The sequence below is a fragment of the Kitasatospora sp. SC0581 genome, from assembly GCF_048159585.1.
Classification (GTDB): domain Bacteria; phylum Actinomycetota; class Actinomycetes; order Streptomycetales; family Streptomycetaceae; genus Kitasatospora.
Window position 1 is genome coordinate 19,012 of sequence record NZ_JBLRWA010000020.1, and the last position, 21,295, is coordinate 40,306.

The window sequence follows — 21,295 nt, forward strand, 5'->3', positions numbered from 1 at the left end:
GTAACCCACGATTCCGGGAGAATCCGCTAGGCATGCCCACGCGCAACGACATCCGTAACGTCGCCATCGTCGCCCACGTCGACCACGGCAAGACCACGCTGGTCGACGCCATGCTCAAGCAGGCCGGCGCCTTCGCAGCCCACCAGCAGCTCGATGACCGGATGATGGACTCCAACGACCTGGAGCGCGAGAAGGGCATCACCATTCTCGCGAAGAACACCGCGGTCAAGTACCACCCCAAGGATGGTGGCGCGCCGATCACCATCAACATCATCGACACCCCGGGCCACGCCGACTTCGGTGGCGAGGTCGAGCGCGGTCTGTCGATGGTGGACGCGGTCGTCCTCCTGGTCGACGCCTCCGAAGGCCCGCTGCCGCAGACCCGGTTCGTGCTCCGCAAGGCGCTCACCGCCCGCCTGCCCGTCATCCTCTGCATCAACAAGACCGACCGTCCGGACTCCCGGATCGACGAGGTCATCAACGAGACCTACGACCTGTTCCTGGACCTGGACGCGGACGAGGACCAGATCGAGTTCCCGATCGTCTACGCCTGCGCCCGTGACGGCGTCGCCTCGCTGACCAAGCCGGAGAACGGCACCGTCCCGGCCGACAGCACCAGCCTGGAGCCCTTCTTCTCCACCCTGCTGGAGCACGTCCCGGCCCCCAGCTACGACGAGGACGCCCCGCTCCAGGCCCACGTCACCAACCTGGACGCCGACAACTTCCTCGGCCGCATCGCGCTGCTCCGCGTCGAGCAGGGCGAGCTGCGCAAGGGCCAGACCGTGGCCTGGATCAAGCGTGACGGCTCGATCCAGAACGTCCGCATCTCCGAGCTGCTGATGACCGAGGCGCTCACCCGCAAGCCGGCCGAGGTGGCCGGCCCCGGTGACATCTGCGCCGTCGCCGGCATCGGCGAGATCATGATCGGCGAGACCCTGGCCGACCCGGAGAACCCGATCGCGCTGCCGCTGATCACGGTGGACGAGCCGGCCATCTCGATGACCATCGGCACCAACACCTCGCCGCTGGTCGGCCGTGGCGGCAGCGGCAAGGGCGCGGACGCCAAGGCCGGCGTCAAGGTGGACCGCAAGGTCACCGCCCGCCAGGTGAAGGACCGCCTGGACCGCGAGCTGATCGGTAACGTCTCGCTGCGCGTGCTCGACACCGAGCGTCCGGACGCCTGGGAGGTGCAGGGCCGCGGTGAGCTGGCGCTGGCCATCCTGATCGAGACCATGCGCCGCGAGGGCTTCGAGCTGACCGTCGGCAAGCCGCAGGTGGTCACCAAGCAGGTCAACGGCAAGACCCACGAGCCCGTCGAGCGCCTCACGGTGGACGTGCCCGAGGAGCACATGGGTGCCGTCACCCAGCTCATGGGCATCCGCAAGGGCCGGATGGACAACATGTCCAACCACGGCTCGGGCTGGGTCCGGATGGAGTTCGTCGTGCCGTCCCGCGGCCTGATCGGCTTCCGTACCGAGTTCCTCACCAACACCCGCGGCACCGGCATCGCGCACTCGATCCACGAGGGTCACGAGCCGTGGTTCGGCAACCTGACCACCCGCAACAACGGTTCGCTGGTCGCCGACCGGGCCGGTGTGGTCACCGCCTTCGCGATGACCAACCTGCAGGAGCGCGGCGTGCTCTTCTGCGAGCCGGGCACCGAGGTGTACGAGGGCATGATCGTCGGTGAGAACTCGCGTGCCGACGACATGGACGTGAACATCACCAAGGAGAAGAAGCTCACCAACATGCGCTCGGCGAACGCCGACGTGGCCGAGTCGATCGTCCCGCCGCGCAAGCTCTCGCTGGAGCAGTCGCTGGAGTTCTGCCGCGAGGACGAGTGCATCGAGGTGACCCCGGAGACGGTTCGCATCCGTAAGGTCGTCCTCGACCAGAAGGACCGCGGTCGCACCGCCTCGCGCGCCAAGAAGGCGTGATCCGGACGCACTGAACGGCCATTGGCCGGAATGATTCGCCCCCCTTTCCCATGGAGAGGGGGGCGAACTTTTTCAACTACTCCAAGTTGTCGGGGCCGCTATTCACGGAATAGCGCTCATCACACCCAGGTGTCCGCTGAGCGGACGTGACAGTTCGTCATCCGTGACGACTGTCCGTTTGGTGCCTGTCTGGCTATGTCTCAAATGTCCGGTTTTCGAAACTTACCGACTGTTCATGTGACCTAATTGAGATCGTCACTGGTCACTTTCGTGTCCGTGCGTGACGGATAGTGGGTGCAGTCAGGCTCGGGTCAAGGGTGAACGCGCAGGGGTGCGCGCCGAAACCACGAGCGCGGACGGCACAGCGGGTCCGGTGGGAACCGTTCCGCAGTGCCCTCCTCGTTGCAACGTCGAATTCAGGAGGCACACCGATGCGCGGTGCGAGCCAGGCCAAGTGGGTTGTCGCAGCTGTTGCTGTCGCCCTCGCTGCGACTGCGTGCAGCAGCAGCGACTCCTCCGGGGGCAGCTCCGACAGCGCTGCGGTCGACCCGGGCGCCAGCTTCAGCTACCAGAGCGCGGAGCCGCAGCGCCCGCTCCAGCCGGCCAACGCCATGGAGAACCAGGGCGGCCGTATCGTCAAGCAGCTCTTCAAGGGCCTCGTCGACTACGACCCCGCGACCGGTGCGCTGCGCAACCAGGTGGCCGACAAGATCGAGACCACCGACGCCAAGAACTACACCGTCACGCTGAAGTCCGGTTGGACCTTCCACGACGGCACCCCGGTCACCGCCAAGTCCTTCGTGAGCTCCTGGAACTGGTCGGCCAACCCGAAGAACAACCAGATCAACTCGGACTGGTTCTCCGACATCGTCGGCTACGACGCGGTCCACCCGGACAAGGACAAGGGTGACCCGACGGCCACCGAGATGTCCGGTCTGAAGGTCGTCGACGACACCCACTTCACGATCGAACTGTCCACCCCGGTCTCGTACTTCACGTACAAGCTCGGCTACTCGGCCTTCTTCCCGCTGCCCGAGGGCTTCTTCACCGACCCGGCCGGCTACGGCCAGAAGCCGGTCGGCAACGGCCCCTACAAGTTCGTCTCGTGGGAGCACAACAAGGCCATCACGCTGGCCGCCTACGACAAGTACACGGGCATCGACAAGCCGAAGAACGGCGGCGTCGTCTTCCGGAACTACACCGCCGGTGAGGCCGCGTACAAGGACCTGATGTCCGACACCCTGGACGTCCTGGACCAGGTCGACTCGACCGACCTGCCGAAGTACAAGGACGACCTGGGCAAGCGCGCGGTCGACCAGCCGCAGGGCGCCATCCAGAACATCTCCTTCGCGCTGTACCAGGGCGACTGGAACGCGCAGGGCAAGGAGAAGGTCCGTCAGGGCCTCTCGATGGCGATCGACCGCGACACCATCACCAAGACCGTGCTGAACGGCAACCGCATCCCCGCCGACTCGTTCGTGGCGCCCGGCGTCATGGGCTACAAGGCCGGCACCTGCGGCGACGCCTGCAAGTTCAACCCGGAGAAGGCCAAGCAGCTCATCGCCGAGGGCGGCGGCGTTCCCGGCGGCAAGATCACCATCCTGTACAACTCCGACGGCAGCCACAAGGAGTGGGTGGACGCGGTCTGCAACTCGATCCGCCAGTCGGTCGGCGTCGAGTGCCTCGGTGACCCGAAGCCGGACTTCAAGACCTCGCGTGACCTGGTCACCAACAAGCAGGTCCAGAGCATGATGCGTACCGGCTGGGTGCAGGACTACCCGCTGAACGCCAACTTCCTGCGCGACGTCTACGGCACCGGTGCCGCGGCCAACGACGGCAGCTACTCCAGCCCGGAGTTCGACAAGCTGTCGAAGGAGGCGGACGCCGCCACCACGGTCGAGAAGACCGCGGAGCTCTACCAGCAGGCCGAGGCCGTTCTGGCCAAGGACATGCCGGCCATCCCGCTCTGGTACTACAAGACCAGCTCCGGCTACTCCAAGAACGTCCAGAACGTGAAGTTCAACTCCTTCGGCGACCCGGTCTACACCGACGTCGAGGTCAAGAAGAAGAAGTAATCGGTCGGCACCGCCTGACCCGGTGACAACGGCCGGTGCCCGTCCATCCCCACAAGGGCGAGGACTGGCACCGGCCGTTGGCACGCCGACTTATCTCTTGCCGGGTTGACGGGCCCGGCAGAGTCATACATGGAGGCACGATGGGGCGCTTTGTCGCAAGGCGACTGCTCCAGATGATCCCGGTGTTCCTCGGAACGACCGCACTCATCTTTTTCATGGTGCACTTGCTGCCCGGTGACCCGGTCGCAGCGTTGTGGGGCGACAAGGCGCCGGACCCGGTGCAGGTTGCCGCCCTGAGGCACCAGCAGGGCTTCGACAAGCCGCTGCTGCAGCAGTACCTCAGCTACATGGGGAAGCTGTTCACCGGTGACTTCGGCATCGGCCTGGACCAGCGTCCGGTCATCGACAAGATCACCGAGGCGCTGCCGGTCACGGTCCGGCTGGCGCTGTTCGCGTTCCTCATCGAGATCGTGCTCGGCATCGGGATCGGCCTGTACGCCGGTCTGCGCCGCGGCAAGCTCTTCGACAAGGGCGCCCTGGTCATGACCCTGCTGCTGATCTCGATCCCGGTCCCGGTGCTCGGCTTCATCTTCCAGACGGTCTTCGGGCAGAACCTGAAGTGGGTCACCCCGACGGTCCAGGACAGCAACGACATCACCCAGCTGGTGCTGCCGGCCGTGGTGCTCGGCTCGCTCTCGCTGGCCTACGTCGCGCGCCTCACCCGTACCTCCATCGCCGAGAACATCAAGGCGGACTACGTCCGCACCGCGGTGGCCAAGGGCCTGCCGCGGCGCAAGGTGATCGGTACCCACCTGCTGCGCAACTCGCTGATCCCGGTGGTCACCTTCCTCGGCACCGACCTCGGTGCGCTGATGGGCGGGGCGATCGTCACCGAGGGCATCTTCAACGTCCAGGGTGTGGGCCACGCGCTCTTCCAAGCGATCAACATGAAGGAGGGCGCGACGGTCTCCGGCTTCGTCGCCTTCCTGGTGATCGTCTACCTGGCCGCCGGCCTGCTCGTCGACCTGCTTTACGCGGTCCTGGACCCGAGGATCCGTTATGCCTGACCTGACCGAGAAGAAGACCGCCGGGGACATCCCGGCGCAGCGCGCCGCCACCGCGGCCGCCAAGCCCGAGAAGCCCCGCAGCCTCGGCTCCGACGCGTGGCACGACCTGCGGCGCAAGCCGATCTTCGTGATCTCCGCCGTGCTGATCCTGCTGCTGATCGTCATCGCGATCGCCCCCGGTCTGTTCACCTCGGTGGACCCGCGGGCCGGCGACCTGCGCAACCACTACCTGACGAAGCCGAACTACGGCCACCTGTTCCAGGCGGACTGGTTCGGCTACGACCTCCAGGGCCGCAGCATCTACGCCCGCGTCGTCTACGGCGCCCGCGCCTCGATCATCGTCGGCATCTGCGTCACCCTGGGTGTGACCATCCTCGGCGGCCTGGCCGGCATGGTGGCCGGCTACTTCGGCGGCTGGGTCGACACGATCATCTCCCGCGTCACCGACATCTTCTTCGGCATCCCGCTGCTGCTCGGCTCGCTGGTGGTCCTGAACGCCTTCACCTCGCGCACCGTGTGGAGCGTGGTCTTCGCGCTGGTCGCCCTGGGTTGGACCCAGATGACCCGTGTCATGCGCGGCTCGGTGATCACGGTCAAGCAGGCCGACTTCGTGACGGCCGCCAAGGCGCTCGGCGCCGGCACCTGGCGGATCATGTTCAAGCACATCCTGCCGAACGCGGTCGCCCCGGTGATCGTCGTCGCGACCATCGCGCTCGGCGGCTACATCGCCACCGAGGCGACGCTGAGCTTCCTCGGCATCGGTCTTCAGGACCCGACCATCTCCTGGGGCATCGACATCAACTCGGCCCAGAAGGTGATCCGTACGGCTCCGTTCGCCCTGTTCTTCCCCGCCGGAATGCTGAGCCTTACCGTGCTCGCGTTCATCATGCTCGGCGACGCGGTGCGCGACGCCCTCGACCCGAAGCTCCGCTGAGAGAAGAGGTGACGACCCCGATGACCACCGTGATCGAGAACGACCAGAAGAACGACCGTCTCGAAGTTGGCACTCCTCTTCTCGAGGTGAAGGACCTCCATGTGGAGTTCCACACCCGGGACGGTGTCGCCAAGGCCGTGAACGGCGTCAACTACTCCGTCGCGGCCGGCGAGACGCTCGCCGTGCTCGGCGAGTCCGGCTCCGGCAAGTCCGTGACGGCGCAGACCATCATGGGCATCCTGGACATGCCCCCGGGCAAGGTGACCCAGGGCCAGATCCTGTACCGCGGCAAGGACATGCTCACGATGAGCAACGAGGAGCGGCGCCGGATCCGCGGCCGGAAGATCGCGATGATCTTCCAGGACGCGCTGTCCGCGCTGAACCCGGTGCTCTCCGTCGGCTACCAGCTCGGCGAGATGTTCCGCGTGCACCAGGGCGCCTCCCGCAAGGAGGCGAAGGAGAAGGCCATCGAGCTGATGGACCGGGTGCGCATCCCCGCCGCCCGGGAGCGGGTGAACGACTACCCGCACCAGTTCTCCGGCGGCATGCGCCAGCGCATCATGATCGCGATGGCGCTGTCGCTCCAGCCCGACCTGATCATCGCGGACGAGCCCACCACCGCCCTGGACGTGACCGTCCAGGCCCAGGTGATGGACCTGCTCGCCGAGCTGCAGGCCGAGTACAACATGGGCCTGATCCTGATCACCCACGACCTCGGCGTGGTCGCCGACGTCGCGGACAAGATCGCCGTGATGTACGCGGGCCGGATCGTGGAGACCGCCCCGGTGCACGAGCTGTACGCGAACCCCGCGCACCCGTACACCAAGGGCCTGCTCCGCTCCATCCCGCGCCTGGACCAGAAGGGCCAGGAGCTGTACGCGATCAAGGGCCTGCCCCCGAACCTGCTGAAGGTTCCGACCGGCTGCGCGTTCAACCCCCGCTGCGACGTCGCCACCGACCTGTGCCGCACCGAGATCCCGGCGCTGCACCACGTCACGGACAAGGACGGCAAGGAGCTCACCGGCCGCCGCAGCGCGTGCCACCTCTGGAAGGAGACCCTCCATGGCTGAGAACATCCTGGAGGTCAAGGACCTGGTCAAGCACTACCCGCTGACCCAGGGCATCCTCTTCAAGAAGCAGGTCGGCGCGGTCAAGGCGGTCGACGGCATCTCCTTCGAGCTGAAGAAGGGCGAGACGCTCGGGATCGTCGGCGAGTCCGGCTGTGGCAAGTCCACGCTGGCCAAGGTGCTGATGAACCTGGAGCGGGCCACCTCCGGCCAGGTGCTGTTCAAGGGCGAGGACATCTCCACCCTGCAGGGCGCCGCCCTGAAGGCCGTCCGCCGGAACATCCAGATGGTGTTCCAGGACCCCTACACCTCGCTCAACCCGCGCATGACGGTCGGCGACATCATCGGCGAGCCGTTCGAGATCCACCCCGAGGTGGCGCCCAAGGGCGACCGCCGCAAGGCCGTCCAGGACCTGCTGGACGTCGTGGGTCTGAACCCGGAGTACATCAACCGGTACCCGCACCAGTTCTCCGGCGGCCAGCGCCAGCGCATCGGCATCGCCCGCGGCCTCGCGCTCAAGCCCGAGATCATCATCTGCGACGAGCCGGTCTCCGCGCTGGACGTGTCCGTCCAGGCGCAGGTGATCAACCTGCTGGAGCAGCTGCAGGGCGAGTTCGGCCTCTCCTACATGTTCATCGCGCACGACCTCTCCATCGTCCGGCACATCTCCGACCGCGTCGGCGTGATGTACCTGGGCAAGATGGTCGAGATCGGCTCGGACGAGGAGATCTACGAGAACGCCACCCACCCGTACACCCAGGCGCTGCTCTCCGCAGTGCCGGTGCCGGACCCGACGGCGCGCGAGTCCCGCGAGCGGATCATCCTCACCGGGGACATCCCCTCGCCGGCCAACCCGCCGTCCGGCTGCCGCTTCCGCACCCGCTGCTGGAAGGCGGAGGAGCGGTGCTCCGAGGAGGTCCCGCTGCTCGCGGTCCCCTCGCTGCTGGAGGGCGCGGCCGCCCACGAGTCGGCCTGCCACTTCCCTGAGGTCCGGGAGCAGGCCGCGGCCTGATCCCCCGGTAGTCGCAGGAAGGGCCCGTGGCGTTCGCGCCGCGGGCCCTTCCCGCGTTCCGCCGGTCCCACGCCGCGTCGTCCGGCGCCGCGTCAACTCGGCAGGGGGTCACCGCACCCGTCCGGGTGCACCTGACGCGCGCCGTCGCCGGGGCGCGCTTCTCATGGGGTGTGATGCGAAACACACCCTGAGGAGGGACCTCCATGCCCGTAGCCGCCCGTGCTCGTTGGGTCCTCGCCGTTGCGACCTCCGTGGCCCTGGTGGCCACCGGCTGCAGCAGCAGTAGCGGCGGAGGGGGCAGCGGTTCGTCGGACGCCGGCAAGTCCTTCAGCTACCAGAGCAACGAGCCGCAGAACCCGTTGCAGCCGGCCAACGCGAACGAGGTCGGCGGCGGTCGCATCATCCAGAACCTCTTCAAGGGGCTGGTCGACTACGACCCGAGCAACGCCAAGATCCGGATGCAGGTCGCCGACAAGATCGACACCAGTGACTCGCAGACCTTCGACATCACGCTGAAGGACGGCTGGAAGTTCCACGACGGCACCCCGGTGCACGCCCAGAACTTCGTCGACGCCTGGAACTGGGGCGCCAGCCCGGCCAACAACCAGATCAACAGCTCCTGGTTCTCCGACATCGAGGGCTACCAGGACGTCCACCCGACCTCCGGCCAGCCCACCGCGGACAAGATGTCCGGGCTGACCGTCACCGACGAGCTGCACTTCACCGTCAAGCTGAGCCACAAGGTCTCGTACTTCGAGTACAAGCTCGGCTACATCGCCTTCTCGCCGCTGCCCGAGGGCTTCTTCAAGGACCCGGCCGGGTACGGGCAGAAGCCGGTGGGCAACGGCCCGTACCAGTTCGTCAGCTGGTCGCACAACAACAACGTGGTGACCAAGTCCTTCCCGGACTACCAGGGCGTGGACAAGCCGAAGAACGGCGGCATCGTCTTCAAGATGTACACCACGTCCGAGGCCGCCTACGCGGACCTCCAGTCCAACAACCTGGACGTGATGGACCAGGTGCCGCCGTCCGCGCTGGCCACCTACAAGAGCGACCTCGGGGACCGGGCGGTGGACGCGCCGCAGGGCGCCATCCAGAACATCGGCTTCACGCTCTACCAGGCCGACTGGGCGTCGCCGGACAAGGCGAAGGTGCGCCAGGGCCTGTCGATGGCGATCGACCGCGCCACCATCACCAAGACGGTGCTCCAGGGCTCCCGCAAGCCCGCCACCGCCTGGGTGGCCGAGGGCGTCGAGGGCTACAAGGACGGCGCCTGCGGCGAGTTCTGCACGTTCGACGCGGCCAAGGCCAAGCAGCTGATCCAGGAGGGCGGCGGCGTCCCCGGCAACAAGCTGCTGATCACCTACAACGCGGACGGCGGCCACAAGGAGTGGGTCGACGCGGTCTGCAACTCGATCCGGCAGAACACCGGCGTCGACTGCCTGGGCGACCCGAAGCCCGACTTCAAGACCGCGCGGGCCGCGATCACCGGGCACACCCTCAACGGCGCCTTCCGCACCGGCTGGGTGCAGGACTACCCGCTGAACGCCAACTTCCTGGCCGACGTCTACCGCACCGGTGCCGCGTCCAACGACTTCGGCTACAGCAACCCGCAGTTCGACGACGCGGCCACCAGGGCCGACGAGGCCGCCAGCGTCGCCGACACGGTGACCGGCTACCAGCAGGCCGAGGCCGTGCTGCCGAGCGGGATGCCCGCCATCCCGCTCTGGTACTACCGCACCAACTCGGGCTACTCGACCAAGGTGCAGAACGTGAAGTTCGACTCCTTCGGCAACCCGGCCTGGACCCAGGTCGAGGTCAAGGGCTGAGCCCCGAGCCCTCGCGCCGGCCCCGCCCTCCCCGCACGGAGGGCGGGGCGCGGTCTCTCGGCCGACCGGTCCGGTCGGCCGGGCACCCAGTCGGACACCTAGGAAGGAGGCTCGGATGGGCAGTTACGTGCTGCGTCGGGTGCTGCAGATGATCCCGGTGTTCTTCGGCACCACGCTGCTGATCTTCCTGATGGTCTACACGCTGCCCGGCGACCCGGTGGCGGCGCTGTTCGGGGAGAAGGCCGCCGACCCGGCCGTGGTCGCCAGCATCAAGCACACGTACTACCTGGACCAGCCGCTCTGGAAGCAGTACCTGCACTACATGGGGAACCTCTTCCAGGGGGACTTCGGCACCAGCTTCACCGGCCGTCCGGTCACCGACATCATGGCGGACGCCTTCCCGGTCACCATCCGGCTCGCCCTGATGGCCTTCGTCTTCGAGATGATCGCGGGCCTGGCCCTCGGCCTGGTCTCCGGCCTGCGGCGCGGCAGCGTCGCGGACACCCTGGTGCTGGTCTTCACCCTGGTGGTGATCTCGATCCCGGTCTTCGTGCTGGCCTACATCGCCCAGACGGTGTTCGCCACCAACCTGGGCTGGGTCACCCCGACGGTGCAGGACAGCTACGACCTGACCCAACTGGTGCTGCCGGCCGTCGTCCTGGGCTCGCTCTCGCTCGCGTACGTGGCCCGGCTCACCCGGACGTCGATCGGCGAGAACCTGCGGGCCGACTACATGCGCACCGCGGTCGCCAAGGGCCTGCCCCGGCGCACCATCATCTCCCGCCACCTGCTGCGCAACTCGCTGATCCCGGTGATCACCTTCCTCGGCACCGACCTCGGCGCGCTGATGGGCGGGGCGATCGTCACCGAGGGCGTCTTCAACGTGCAGGGCATCGGCAACGTCCTGTACCGGGCGGTCAACCAGAAGGAGGGCCCCACCGTGGTCGGCATCGTGACCGTCCTGGTGATCATCTACCTGGTCGCCAGCCTGCTCGTCGACCTGCTCTACGCGGTCCTGGACCCGAGGATCCGCTATGCCTGACATCCACGACGAGGACTCGTACGAGCCGCACCCCAAGCCCGGGGTCTCGCGCCTCGACTACGCGGGCGAGCAGGGCATGGCGGTCGAGCAGGAGACGTTAGTCGAACCGGACGTGGTGAAGCGGGAGGAGGCCCGCAGCCTGTGGGCCGACGCCTGGCGGGACCTGCGCCGGCGGCCGATCTTCCTGATCTCGGCGGTGCTGATCGTGCTGCTGGTGGTGATGGCGATCTTCCCCTGGGCGTTCACCTCCGCGGACCCGCGCAAGGCCGACCTGGTGAACGACTACCTCAGGCGGCCGAACTGGGGCGACGTCTTCGGGGCCGGCTGGTTCGGGTACGACGCCCAGGGCCGGTCCATCTACGCCCGGGTGGTGTACGGCGCCCGCGCCTCGATCACCGTCGGCATCTTCGTGACCGCCGCCGTCACCCTGCTCGGCGGGCTGACCGGGATGGTGGCCGGCTTCTTCGGCGGCTGGGTCGACGCGCTGCTCTCCCGGATCACCGACATCTTCTTCGGCATCCCGCTGCTGCTCGGCGCGCTGGTGCTGCTGAACGCCTTCGCCACCCGCACGGTGTGGAGCGTGGTCATCGCGCTGGGCGTGCTCGGCTGGACCCAGATCGCCCGCGTGATGCGCGGGGCGGTGCTGACCGTCAAGCAGGCCGACTACGTGGTGGCCGGCCGGGCGCTCGGCGCCGGGACGGGCCGGCTGATGTTCCGGCACATCCTGCCGAACGCGATCGCCCCGGTGATCGTGGTGGCGACGATCGCGCTCGGCGGCTACATCGCCACCGAGGCGACGCTGAGCTTCCTCGGCATCGGTCTTCAGGACCCGACCATCTCCTGGGGCATCGACATCTCCTCCGCCCAGAAGGTGATCCGGACGGCGCCGTACGTGCTGTTCTTCCCGGCCGCGGCGCTCTCGATCACCGTGCTGGCCTTCATCATGCTGGGCGACGCGGTGCGCGACGCCCTCGATCCGAAGCTTCGCTGAGCGAGGGGAGCGCATCGTGAGTACAGCGGTGGACACCACCGGGCACGAGCGGAAGGCGCCGTACCAGGGGCCGCTGCTCGACGTCCGGGACCTGCACGTCGAGTTCGCCACCCGGGACGGGGTCGCCAAGGCGGTGAACGGGGTGAGCTACTCCGTCGCGGCGGGGGAGACGCTGGCGGTGCTGGGGGAGTCCGGCTCGGGCAAGTCGGTGACGGCGCAGGCGGTCATGGGCATCCTGGACATGCCGCCGGCCCGGATCCCGCGCGGCGAGATCCTCTACCGGGGCCAGGACATGCTCAGGATGGGCAAGGAGGAGCGGCGGCGGATCCGCGGTCAGAAGATCGCGATGATCTTCCAGGACGCGCTGTCCGCGCTGAACCCGGTGCTCAGCGTGGGCTACCAGCTCGGCGAGATGTTCCGGGCGCACCGGGGGGTGTCCCGCAAGGAGGCGCGGGACAAGGCCGTCGAGCTGATGGACCGGGTGCGCATCCCGGCCGCCAAGGAGCGGGTGAACGACTATCCGCACCAGTTCTCCGGGGGCATGCGGCAGCGGATCATGATCGCGATGGCGCTGGCGCTGGAGCCGGACCTGATCATCGCGGACGAGCCGACCACGGCGCTGGACGTGACGGTACAGGCGCAGGTGATGGACCTGCTCGCCGAGCTGCAGGCCGAGTACAACATGGGCCTGATCCTGATCACCCACGACCTCGGTGTGGTCGCCGACGTCGCGGACAAGATCGCGGTGATGTACGCGGGCCGGATCGTGGAGACCGCCCCGGTGCACGAGCTGTACGCCCGGCCCGCGCACCCGTACACCCGGGGCCTGCTGGACTCGATCCCCCGGCTCGACCAGAAGGGCCAGGAGCTCTACGCGATCAAGGGCCTGCCGCCCAACCTGCTGCGCATCCCCCCGGGCTGCGCCTTCAACCCGCGCTGCCCGCGCGCCCAGGACGTCTGCCGGGCCGAGGTGCCGGAGCTGTTCCCGGTCGCCGAGGAGGACGGGACGCCGTTGGAGGGGCGCGGCAGCGCCTGCTTCTTCTGGAAGGAGACCCTCCATGACCGTTAACGGGTCCAGCGCACTGGGCGCGGTGGTGCCGGAGGAGGTCGCCCTCGCGCGGGAGGTGCCGCGCGGCGAGCCGATCCTCGAAGTCCGGGACCTGGTCAAGCACTTCCCGCTCACCAAGGGCATCATCCTCCGGCGGCAGGTCGGGGCGGTGAAGGCGGTCGACGGGGTCACCTTCGACCTGATGCACGGTGAGACGCTCGGCATCGTCGGCGAGTCCGGCTGCGGGAAGTCCACGCTGGCCAAGGTGCTGATGAACCTGGAGCCGGCCACCTCGGGATCGGTCCGCTACAAGGGGGAGGAGATCTCCCGGCTCTCCGGGGCGGGGCTGAAGGCCGTCCGGCGGAACATCCAGATGGTGTTCCAGGACCCGTACACCTCGCTCAACCCGCGCATGACGGTCGGCGACATCATCGGCGAACCGTTCGAGATCCACCCCGAGGTGGCGCCCAAGGGGGACCGCCGCAAGGCCGTCCAGGACCTGCTGGACGTGGTCGGGCTCAACCCCGAGTACATCAACCGCTACCCGCACCAGTTCTCCGGCGGGCAGCGCCAACGCATCGGCATCGCCCGGGGGTTGGCGCTCAAGCCGGAGGTCATCATCTGCGACGAGCCGGTCTCCGCGCTGGACGTCTCGGTGCAGGCGCAGGTGATCAACCTGCTGGAGCAGCTGCAGGGCGACTTCAACCTGTCGTACATGTTCATCGCGCACGACCTCTCCATCGTCCGGCACATCTCCGACCGGGTCGGGGTGATGTACCTGGGGAAGATGGTCGAGATCGGCAGCGACGCGGAGATCTACGACCACGCGACCCACCCGTACACCCAGGCACTGCTCTCGGCGGTGCCGGTGCCGGACCCGACGGCGCGCGAGACGCGGGACCGGATCGTGCTCACCGGCGACGTGCCCTCGCCGGCCAACCCGCCGTCCGGCTGCCGCTTCCGCACCCGCTGCTGGAAGGCGCAGCAGCGGTGCGAGGTCGAGGAGCCGCTGCTGGTCGCGCCGTCCTGGCTTGGCGACGCGGCGCGGCACGACTCGGCGTGCCACTTCGCCGCGGAGCGGGGCGTCGAGCGGGAGTCCGGCTGACACCGCCCCCTTACCAGGGCGCGTCCTCGCAGGTGGGGGCGCGCCCTTTCCCGTGACGGAAAAGAGATCTGCCGCGGGCTCGCCAAGTACCCTCCCTTCCCTGATAGTTGCTCTGCGCCCAGCGGTGGGTGCCGCGGTGCTGAGGAGGGCGGCTCTGATGGACGCGGTGGAGGTGATCGGCGGTGGCCGGGGGAGCGTGGAGCCCGGGACGCCGCTGCTGGAGGTCGACGACCTGCACGTGGAGTTCCACACCCGGGACGGGGTCGCCAAGGCGGTGAACGGGGTGAGCTACTCCGTCGCGGCGGGGGAGACGCTGGCGGTGCTGGGGGAGTCCGGCTCGGGCAAGTCGGTGACGGCTCAGGCGGTCATGGGCATCCTGGACATGCCGCCGGGGCGGATCACCGCGGGGCGGATCCTGTTCCGCGGCGAGGACCTGCTGACCATGGGCACGGCCGCCCGGCGGTCCATCCGGGGCGGGCACATCGCGATGATCTTCCAGGACGCGCTGTCGGCGCTGAACCCGGTGCTCAGCGTGGGCTACCAGCTCGGCGAGATGTTCCGGGCGCACCGGGGGGTGTCCCGCAAGGAGGCGAAGGAGAAGGCCGTCGAGCTGATGGACCGGGTGCGCATCCCGGCCGCCAGGCAGCGCGTCGGGGACTTCCCGCACCAGTTCTCCGGCGGGATGCGGCAGCGGATCATGATCGCGATGGCGCTGGCGCTGGAGCCGGACCTGATCATCGCGGACGAGCCGACCACGGCGCTGGACGTGACGGTGCAGGCCCAGGTGATGGACCTGCTGGCCGACTTGCAGGCCGAGTACAACATGGGACTGATCCTGATCACCCACGACCTGGGCGTGGTCGCCGACGTCGCGGACAAGATCGCGGTGATGTACGCGGGCCGGATCGTGGAGACCGCCCCCGTCAGGGAGTTGTACGCCCGGCCCGCGCACCCATACACCAGGGGCCTGCTGGACTCGATCCCCCGGCTCGACCAGAAGGGCCAGAACCTGCACGCCATCAAGGGCCTGCCGCCGAGCCTGCTGAGCCTGCCGGAGGGCTGCGCCTTCAACCCGCGCTGCGACCGGGCGCAGGACCGCTGCCGCACCGAACTCCCGGCGCTGACACCGGTCACCAGCGAGTACGGGACGGAGCTGGCGGGCCGCCGCAGCGCCTGCCACTACTGGCGCGAGACGCTGCACGGCTGAGCCCGTCCACCCGCTACTTCACGAAGCCGACGTTCTCCCAGACGATGTCGGACAGGCCCTGCGCGCCGATGTTGGCGAGGTCGGCGCGGGCCCCGTACAGCTGCGGGCGCTGGTAGAGCGGCAGGACGCCGGCCACCTTCCAGAGCTCGCCGTCGGCCTGGTTGATCGCCTCGGAGGCGGTGCCCGCGTCGGCCGCGGCGGCGGCCCGGTCGAGCGCGGCGTCCACCGCCGGGCTGCCCGCGCCGACGTGGTTGGTGCCGCCGCTCTGGACGAAGTTGGCGCGGTTGCCGCTGGCCGGGAAGGGGGTGCCGATCAGCGAGTAGGCGGCGATGTCGAAGTCGTCGCGGTTGACGTACCGGTCGAAGAACTCGTTGGCGGGGGCGGTCACCGTGGTCACCTTGATGCCGACGTCCTTGAGCATGGCGGTGGCGTTGGCGGCCTCGCTCTGGGCCGGGGTGACGCCGGCCGGGACGACCATCCGCAGGTTCAGCTCGCGGCCGTCCTTCTTCCGTACGTCGCCGTCCAGCTTCCAGCCGGCCGCGTCCAGCTTGCGGGCGGCCTCGGCGGGGTCGTAGCGGGCCAGGCCCAGGGAGTTGTCGCGGTAGCCGTTCTGGTTGGTGACCAGCAGGTGGTTGTTGAGCGGGACGGCGGGCCAGTCCAGGCCGTTGAGGTCGGCGCGGATCACCACGTCCCGGTTGATCGCCTGGAAGACGGCCTGGCGCACGGTCGCGTCGCTGAGCGCCGGGGTGCGGGCGTTCAGGGTGAGCTGGCGGAAGTCCGGGCCGCCGGCCCGGCGCACCACGGCGCCCTTGGTGTTCCTGATGACCTGGTAACCGGCCACGTCCGGGCCGTTGTTGACGAGGTCGATCCGGCCCTGGGCGAAGGCGGCGGGCATCGCGTCGGGCAGCATCGCGTGGAAGACGATCCGGTCCAGCACGGGCTTGTCGCCCCACCAGGAGGGGTCGGCGACCAGCGTGACGGTCTGGGTGGCGCGGTCCAGCTGCTCGACCTTGAACGGGCCGGCGCTGACCGGGAACCCGTCCAGGTAGGAGCTGTTGAACAGCTCCGGGGTGGAGACCCTACTGGCCGGCAGCAGCGGGGCGTTGCCGGCGCTGTTGAACATCGACTGCCACTCGGAGAACGGGCGGTCGAAGGTCATCACGGCCTGGTAGTCGTCCTTGCCGCGCTCGACCGCCGAGACCAGCTCGAAGCCGGTGCTGCTGGAGGCCTTGTAGGCCGGGTCCTTCCCGTTCAGGGCACGCCAGTTGGCCTCGATGTCGCGCCAGGTGATCGGGGTGCCGTCGGACCAGTGGGCCTTCGGGTTGAGCGTCCAGGTGACCACCTGCCGGCCGTCCCTGAGCTCCGCGTGCGCCTCCTGCAGGTAGGCGGGGTTGGGCGTCTGGGTGCCGGCGGCGTCCGAGCGGAAGAAGGTCGGCAGCAGCGGCTTGCTGACCATGACGGTCGAGGACTCGCTGCCGTCGGCGTGGATCGGCGACCACTGGCGGGAGAACTGGGCGATCGCCAGGTTCAGGGTGCCGCCCTGGCGCAGTCGGGCCCGGTCGTGCGGGTTGATGTCGATCGCGGTCAGCTTGGGCGCTGTGGTGCCGGAGGGCAGCGCGTCGCCGCCGCCCTGGCCGGCGGTGCAGGAGCAGAGCGCCAGCGAGAGCGTGAGGGCGGTGAGACCGGCGAGCAGGGCCGTCCCGTGGCGCTGGAGGCGGCGGTGCATCGGCGTGCTCCCGGGGTGGATGTGGCGGATGGTGTGGCGTCACATCTTGCTGACCGGGAGGGGGCGTTGTCGAGGGGCGGGCCCGGATGCGGGCCCGCCCCCCGTGGGCGCGGGTTCGTCGGGGGCGGACGCGCCCGACCGTGCGGGTGTCCGACCGCGGACGGGTCAGACCACGAACTTGAAGGTGCGGTCCTTGTCGCCGGTCTTGTCGAACACCGAGGTGATGCCGTCCGCGACGTCCTGCGGGGTGATCGCGGCGACCTGGCCGTTCTTCTTGACCTTCACCTTGTCGAACGCGGTGCCCAGTTGAGCGGCGAGCGCGTCGAGGTCCCACTTGGGCACGATCTTGCCGGAGGCGTCCGGGACGAGCGTGAGCGCCTTGGCCGCGGTCTTGGGGCCGAAGTCCCAGGTCTTCGCGCCGGCCACGACGTGCACCTTGCCCGCGGCGATCTGCTTGCCGAGGCTGTCGGCGGCGGCCTGGAGGGCCTGGGTGGAGATCTTCGGCTGGGCGGCCGTGACGGCGAGGGCGATCGGCTGGTCGGGCTTGCCGTCGGCGCGGTCGCGGTAGGCCTGCTCGATCGCCTCCAGGGCGCTCGCCGACTCCACCGCCTGCCCGGCCCGGCCGGGCACGACGATCGGCTCGCCGTTGACGTCGCCGAACTTGATGTAGCCCTCCTGGAGGCCCTGGCCGGAGCCGCCCGCGAGGGTGTCCAGGGCGGCCCGGAGCTTGGCCTTGTCGACCTTGACCTCCGGGGCGACGGCCTTGGTGCCGCCCTGGAGCGACTTGATGACGTCGACCGGGTTGTAGCTGTGCTGGGCCAGGCCGTCCACGGTGGCGGTGGTGTCGAAGCTCAGCCCGGCGACCGCCGGGTCGAGGTCCACGGCCTGGTCGCCGATCTTCAGCTTGAGCGGCTGCTGGCCGGCCTTGCCGACCGACTCGTCCAGCTGGTGGATCGCCTGGTCGCGGCTGCTGCCGCCGATCTCGGCGCCGAGCACCACGGTGCCCTTGGGGACGTCGGACTGGTTGAGCATCAGACCGGTGCCGTACGCGGCCGCGCCGAGGAACAGCACCGCGACGCCGCCGTAGACGCCCAGCTTGACCAGCTTCTTGCCGGCTCCGCCGCGCTTGGCCTTGGCGGGGGCGGCGGGCTCGGCCTTCGCCTTGGCGGGGGCCGGCGTGGGGGCGGCCTTGTCGCCCTTGGCGTCCTTGGTGCCCTTTCCACCCTTGCCGGCCTTGCCCTTGCCGCCCTTGGTGTCCGTGGCGGCCTCGGGCCGGGGGCCGGGGGCCGGGGCCGGCAGCGGGGTGACCGCGGTGGCCTCCGGGTCGCCGGGCTGCGGGGCGCCGCCGGGAGCGCCCGGGAAGAGGGCGCCGGGGCCCGCCGGGGTGGCGGGGGCGTCCTGGCCGGGAGCGGTCGGGCGCTGGGCGGCGAACGGGTCGGTGCCGGTCGGGGCCGAGGCGAACAGGCCCGGCTGCGGACGGCCGTCGGCGCCGTGCGGGGCGCCGTTCCGGGGCAGGCCGGGTATCGCGGTGGGCGGCGGGGTGGTGTCGCGGATCGGCGCGAAGCCGTCGACCGAGGTGTCCTCCGGGCCCGGCTCACCGGCCGGTCCGGCCTGCGGGTGCGGTGCGGGGGCCGGGTGGCCGTTCGCCTGGAAGTCGTTGCGCGGACCGGACTGGCGCGGGCCGCCCGCCCGGTCGTCGAGCTGCTGCCCGCCCGGCTGCTGACGGTTCCGCTGGCCGCCGCCCCGCCGGGGGAGGCCGCCCTGCTGGCCGGCGTCGGGGACGGAGGTGCCGAACGGGTCGGCGACCGGTGCGACGAACGGGTCGGCGGTCGGCGCGAACGGGTCGGCGACCGGGGCGAAGGGATCGGCGACCGGCGTGAAGGGGGCGGCGGCCTCGTACACGCCGGGCTCCTCCACCGGGGCCTCGGCCTGGAACGGCGCGGCGGGCGCGGCCGGGCGCGGCTGCTTGCCCTGGGCGGGCACCGGGCGGCCGTTCGGGGCGCCGTTGGCGCGGGCGGCCTGGCCCGCGGCCGGGTGGGCACCCTGCGGGCGCGGCTCGGCGACGGCGCCCGGCACGGCCAGGGCCTCCGCCGCTCCGGCGGCACCGGCCGGCACGGCGGCGGGCACGGCGGCCGGGGCGGGCTCGGCGACCGGGGCCTTCTTCTGACGCGGCCGGAACCAGGCGCCGGTGGACTCCGACTCTGAGGTGGCCGGCGGGATCGGCGGGATCTGCCACTCCGGCGGCAGGTTCGGCGGGGCGGCCTGGCGGCCGCCGTCCTCCATCACACCGAGGACGGGCGAGGTCGGCGCGGACCGGTGCCGCGGGCCGCCCGGTTCGGCGGCGGCCGCCGCCGGGGCGTCATCGCCGGGGCCGTCCTCGTTCTTGACGGCGCTGCGGACGACGACCGGCGGGATCGGACGCGAGCCGGGGATGTTGATCCGGACCCGGGTGGTCAGGGTGGTCTCGGTCTTCGGACCGTCGTCCTCGCCGCCCGACGCGGCGCCCGGTCCGGCGTCCGCCCGGTCGCCGCCGGGGAGCCCCGGTGTGCCGTAGGGCGGGGTGCCCGACGGGTAGGCGTCCGGACCCGTGCGCCGGGGCGTCGGGTGGGCGTTGTCAGATTCGCGGCTGCTCAATGCTGCTCTGCTCCGGGTTCGCGGGCGGGCCGTGCGGCGCGACCGCGGTTCGTGGTCGCCGGGCCTTGACGGGGGCGGGCGGCGGTCGGGTACGGCGTTCTGCGGGACCACCATACTGGGAAGAACAGAGCGGCGAACGGCTTCGGACAGATCCTGATACGTCCGGTTCCTCCGGTATGAGAGTAAGGCCGTACGCTCCTGACTGCGCGTCGTACGCGGTACGGTACGCCGTGCACGACCGGGGTCAGCGCGGGGGGCCGGGCACCCCGGGGAACCAGCTGGTGCGGGTGGGCAGGGTGGCGCAGATCACGCCCAGTACCGAGCCGGCGAACAGCCAGGCCAGCGAGGTGGCGTTGGACCACAGCACGTTGTCGCCCTCGGGCCGGGGCACCATCAGCAGCAGCATCGCCAGGAACCAGCCGGCCGCGGGCGCGCCCGCGCCGAGCCGGGTGCCGGTGACCCGCAGGCCGGCGTAGAAGGTGGCCGCGGTCGCGGCGAGCGCCAACAGGACCCCCACCGGCGGCCACAGGGCCTGCACAAAGGATCCGCAGACCGACACCGCGACGCCCAGCAGGAAGAACAGGGCGTAGGCGGCGATCCGGGCGGCGCGCGGGGGCTGGGGCTCGGCCAGCCGCTCCTCGCGGGTGCCGAGCACGGCGGCGGCGAGCGGGCGGCGGGTCGGCCGGGCGGCGGGCTTGCTCATCGGGTGCCCTCCTCGGCGGGCGCGGCGTCGGGCGCGAGGCCGGCGAACAGGTCGTCCTCCGGCTCGCCCGGCCCGGCCTGGCCGCGCACCAACTGGTAGTACTCGGTGGTGAACAGCGGCTGGGCCAGGTCGTTGGAGAGCGCGAAGAAGGCGCCGTCCACGGTGATCTGGGTGGCGTGGGCGGTCATCGCGGCGGTCTTGCGCCCCGCCTGCGCGGCGCCGTCCAGCACGGTGGTGACCACCTCGTCGTCGACCACGCCGGGGACGTCGGCGGGCTGCGCGACACCCGGGAAGGACGCCTTGGCGGCGGCCTCGGCGAGCCCGGCCTCGATCACCGAGCAGGGCATCCGGTTCCAGTACACCTTGGCGATCCGCCAGGCCGGGCCCAGCTCCGGCCGGTGCGCCGGGTCGGCGGCCAGCTCGTACGCGCGCATCGCGACCCGGTGCGCCTGGATGTGGTCCGGGTGCCCGTAGCCGCCGTCCGGGTCGTACGTGACCAGCACCTGCGGGCGCACCTCGCGGACCACCGCGACCAGGTGGCCGGCCGCCTCGTCGACGTCCGCCTGCCAGAAGCAGCCGGGCACGTCGTTCTCGGGCACGCCCATCATCCCGGAGTCGCGGTAGCGCCCCGGGCCGCCGAGGAAGCGGAAGTCGGACACGCCGAGGGCGCTCATCGCCTCGGTCAGCTCGCCGATCCGGTACGCGCCGAGGGTGTCGTCCCGATCGGCCGTCAGGTGGGCCAGCTCCGGGGGGATCACCTCGCCGCCCTCGCCGAGGGTGCAGGTCACCAGCGTGACCCGGGCGCCCTCGGCGGCGTACCGGGCCATGGTGGCCCCGTTGCCGATCGACTCGTCGTCGGGGTGCGCGTGGACCAGGAGGAGGCGGCGGCCGGTAGTCGCGGTCATGGGGTGAAGCCTA

Annotated in this window: 16 protein-coding genes; 12 read left to right on the forward strand and 4 right to left on the reverse strand. The window is 70.1% G+C overall.

The annotated features are described in order from the left end of the window. The first annotated feature begins 32 nt into the window (after window positions 1-32). The 12 genes from typA to ACLWS4_RS25775 all read left to right on the forward strand — a co-directional run bounded on the left by typA (window position 33) and on the right by ACLWS4_RS25775 (window position 15,314). Entirely contained in the window at window positions 33-1,937 is a 1,905-nt protein-coding gene (gene typA, locus ACLWS4_RS25720; RefSeq protein ID WP_049654883.1) for a translational GTPase TypA, read from the forward strand. Between the two features lie 431 nt (window positions 1,938-2,368). Then, entirely contained in the window at window positions 2,369-4,012 is a 1,644-nt protein-coding gene (locus ACLWS4_RS25725; protein ID WP_416875321.1) for a peptide ABC transporter substrate-binding protein, read from the forward strand. 140 nt (window positions 4,013-4,152) lie between these two features. Then, window positions 4,153-5,079 carry an ABC transporter permease gene (locus ACLWS4_RS25730; protein WP_074001350.1) on the forward strand — a complete coding sequence of 309 codons (927 nt, stop codon included), beginning with the start codon at window positions 4,153-4,155 and terminating at the stop codon, window positions 5,077-5,079. Continuing rightward, window positions 5,072-6,013, forward strand: a complete 942-nt coding sequence (locus ACLWS4_RS25735) for an ABC transporter permease (RefSeq protein WP_375874152.1) — start codon at window positions 5,072-5,074, stop codon at window positions 6,011-6,013. Before ACLWS4_RS25730 ends, ACLWS4_RS25735 begins: the two co-directional genes overlap by 8 nt. A gap of 20 nt (window positions 6,014-6,033) precedes the next feature. Beyond that, window positions 6,034-7,083, forward strand: a complete 1,050-nt coding sequence (locus ACLWS4_RS25740) for an ABC transporter ATP-binding protein (RefSeq protein ID WP_074001352.1) — start codon at window positions 6,034-6,036, stop codon at window positions 7,081-7,083. After that, entirely contained in the window at window positions 7,076-8,092 is a 1,017-nt protein-coding gene (locus ACLWS4_RS25745) for an ABC transporter ATP-binding protein (protein WP_074001353.1), read from the forward strand. The genes ACLWS4_RS25740 and ACLWS4_RS25745 overlap by 8 nt, the downstream gene beginning before the upstream one ends. A gap of 203 nt (window positions 8,093-8,295) precedes the next feature. Next, the gene (locus ACLWS4_RS25750) at window positions 8,296-9,921 is read left to right on the forward strand and encodes a peptide ABC transporter substrate-binding protein (RefSeq protein WP_049654867.1); all 1,626 of its coding nucleotides are present in this window, start codon (window positions 8,296-8,298) and stop codon (window positions 9,919-9,921) included. Window positions 9,922-10,036: 115 nt separating this feature from the next. Continuing rightward, window positions 10,037-10,963: an ABC transporter permease gene (locus tag ACLWS4_RS25755; RefSeq protein WP_049654864.1), complete on the forward strand. Its 927-nt coding sequence runs from the start codon at window positions 10,037-10,039 to the stop codon at window positions 10,961-10,963. A 76-nt stretch (window positions 10,964-11,039) separates the two neighbouring features. Continuing rightward, window positions 11,040-11,954 (forward strand): ABC transporter permease, encoded by a 915-nt coding sequence (locus tag ACLWS4_RS25760; RefSeq protein ID WP_117491938.1) that lies wholly within the window; start codon window positions 11,040-11,042, stop codon window positions 11,952-11,954. A 16-nt stretch (window positions 11,955-11,970) separates the two neighbouring features. Continuing rightward, window positions 11,971-13,023, forward strand: coding sequence for an ABC transporter ATP-binding protein (locus ACLWS4_RS25765; protein WP_074001355.1), 1,053 nt, complete (start codon window positions 11,971-11,973; stop codon window positions 13,021-13,023). After that, window positions 13,013-14,107, forward strand: coding sequence for an ABC transporter ATP-binding protein (locus ACLWS4_RS25770; protein WP_074001356.1), 1,095 nt, complete (start codon window positions 13,013-13,015; stop codon window positions 14,105-14,107). The genes ACLWS4_RS25765 and ACLWS4_RS25770 overlap by 11 nt, the downstream gene beginning before the upstream one ends. 157 nt (window positions 14,108-14,264) lie before the next feature. Next, a complete protein-coding gene (locus ACLWS4_RS25775; protein ID WP_074001357.1) occupies window positions 14,265-15,314 on the forward strand; it encodes an ABC transporter ATP-binding protein in 1,050 nt (349 codons plus the stop codon). A gap of 13 nt (window positions 15,315-15,327) precedes the next feature. On the opposite strand, the gene ACLWS4_RS25780 is transcribed toward ACLWS4_RS25775, so the two are convergent. From ACLWS4_RS25780 to mshB, 4 genes are all read right to left on the reverse strand, one after another. Then, a complete protein-coding gene (locus ACLWS4_RS25780; RefSeq protein ID WP_117489416.1) occupies window positions 15,328-17,040 on the reverse strand; it encodes an ABC transporter family substrate-binding protein in 1,713 nt (570 codons plus the stop codon). 165 nt (window positions 17,041-17,205) lie between these two features. Continuing rightward, window positions 17,206-19,674, reverse strand: coding sequence for a hypothetical protein (locus tag ACLWS4_RS25785; RefSeq protein ID WP_416875322.1), 2,469 nt, complete (start codon window positions 19,672-19,674; stop codon window positions 17,206-17,208). 244 nt (window positions 19,675-19,918) lie between these two features. Beyond that, window positions 19,919-20,377, reverse strand: a complete 459-nt coding sequence (locus tag ACLWS4_RS25790; protein WP_220450057.1) for a DUF6113 family protein — start codon at window positions 20,375-20,377, stop codon at window positions 19,919-19,921. Beyond that, complete coding sequence (mshB, locus tag ACLWS4_RS25795) at window positions 20,374-21,282, reverse strand: N-acetyl-1-D-myo-inositol-2-amino-2-deoxy-alpha-D-glucopyranoside deacetylase (RefSeq protein ID WP_049658011.1); 909 nt, start codon at window positions 21,280-21,282, stop codon at window positions 20,374-20,376. The genes ACLWS4_RS25790 and mshB overlap by 4 nt, the downstream gene beginning before the upstream one ends. Window positions 21,283-21,295 lie beyond the last annotated feature (13 nt).

Excerpts from the sequence above, each read along its gene's own strand:
- typA (WP_049654883.1), top strand. The coding sequence starts at position 33 with ATGCCCACGCGCAACGACATCCGTAACGTCGCCATCGTCGCCCACGTC.
- ACLWS4_RS25725 (WP_416875321.1), top strand. The coding sequence starts at position 2,369 with ATGCGCGGTGCGAGCCAGGCCAAGTGGGTTGTCGCAGCTGTTGCTGTC.
- ACLWS4_RS25730 (WP_074001350.1), top strand. The coding sequence starts at position 4,153 with ATGGGGCGCTTTGTCGCAAGGCGACTGCTCCAGATGATCCCGGTGTTC.
- ACLWS4_RS25735 (WP_375874152.1), top strand. The coding sequence starts at position 5,072 with ATGCCTGACCTGACCGAGAAGAAGACCGCCGGGGACATCCCGGCGCAG.
- ACLWS4_RS25740 (WP_074001352.1), top strand. The coding sequence starts at position 6,034 with ATGACCACCGTGATCGAGAACGACCAGAAGAACGACCGTCTCGAAGTT.
- ACLWS4_RS25745 (WP_074001353.1), top strand. The coding sequence starts at position 7,076 with ATGGCTGAGAACATCCTGGAGGTCAAGGACCTGGTCAAGCACTACCCG.
- ACLWS4_RS25750 (WP_049654867.1), top strand. The coding sequence starts at position 8,296 with ATGCCCGTAGCCGCCCGTGCTCGTTGGGTCCTCGCCGTTGCGACCTCC.
- ACLWS4_RS25755 (WP_049654864.1), top strand. The coding sequence starts at position 10,037 with ATGGGCAGTTACGTGCTGCGTCGGGTGCTGCAGATGATCCCGGTGTTC.
- ACLWS4_RS25760 (WP_117491938.1), top strand. The coding sequence starts at position 11,040 with ATGGCGGTCGAGCAGGAGACGTTAGTCGAACCGGACGTGGTGAAGCGG.
- ACLWS4_RS25770 (WP_074001356.1), top strand. The coding sequence starts at position 13,013 with ATGACCGTTAACGGGTCCAGCGCACTGGGCGCGGTGGTGCCGGAGGAG.
- ACLWS4_RS25775 (WP_074001357.1), top strand. The coding sequence starts at position 14,265 with ATGGACGCGGTGGAGGTGATCGGCGGTGGCCGGGGGAGCGTGGAGCCC.
- ACLWS4_RS25780 (WP_117489416.1), bottom strand. The coding sequence starts at position 17,040 with ATGCACCGCCGCCTCCAGCGCCACGGGACGGCCCTGCTCGCCGGTCTC.
- ACLWS4_RS25790 (WP_220450057.1), bottom strand. The coding sequence starts at position 20,377 with ATGAGCAAGCCCGCCGCCCGGCCGACCCGCCGCCCGCTCGCCGCCGCC.
- mshB (WP_049658011.1), bottom strand. The coding sequence starts at position 21,282 with ATGACCGCGACTACCGGCCGCCGCCTCCTCCTGGTCCACGCGCACCCC.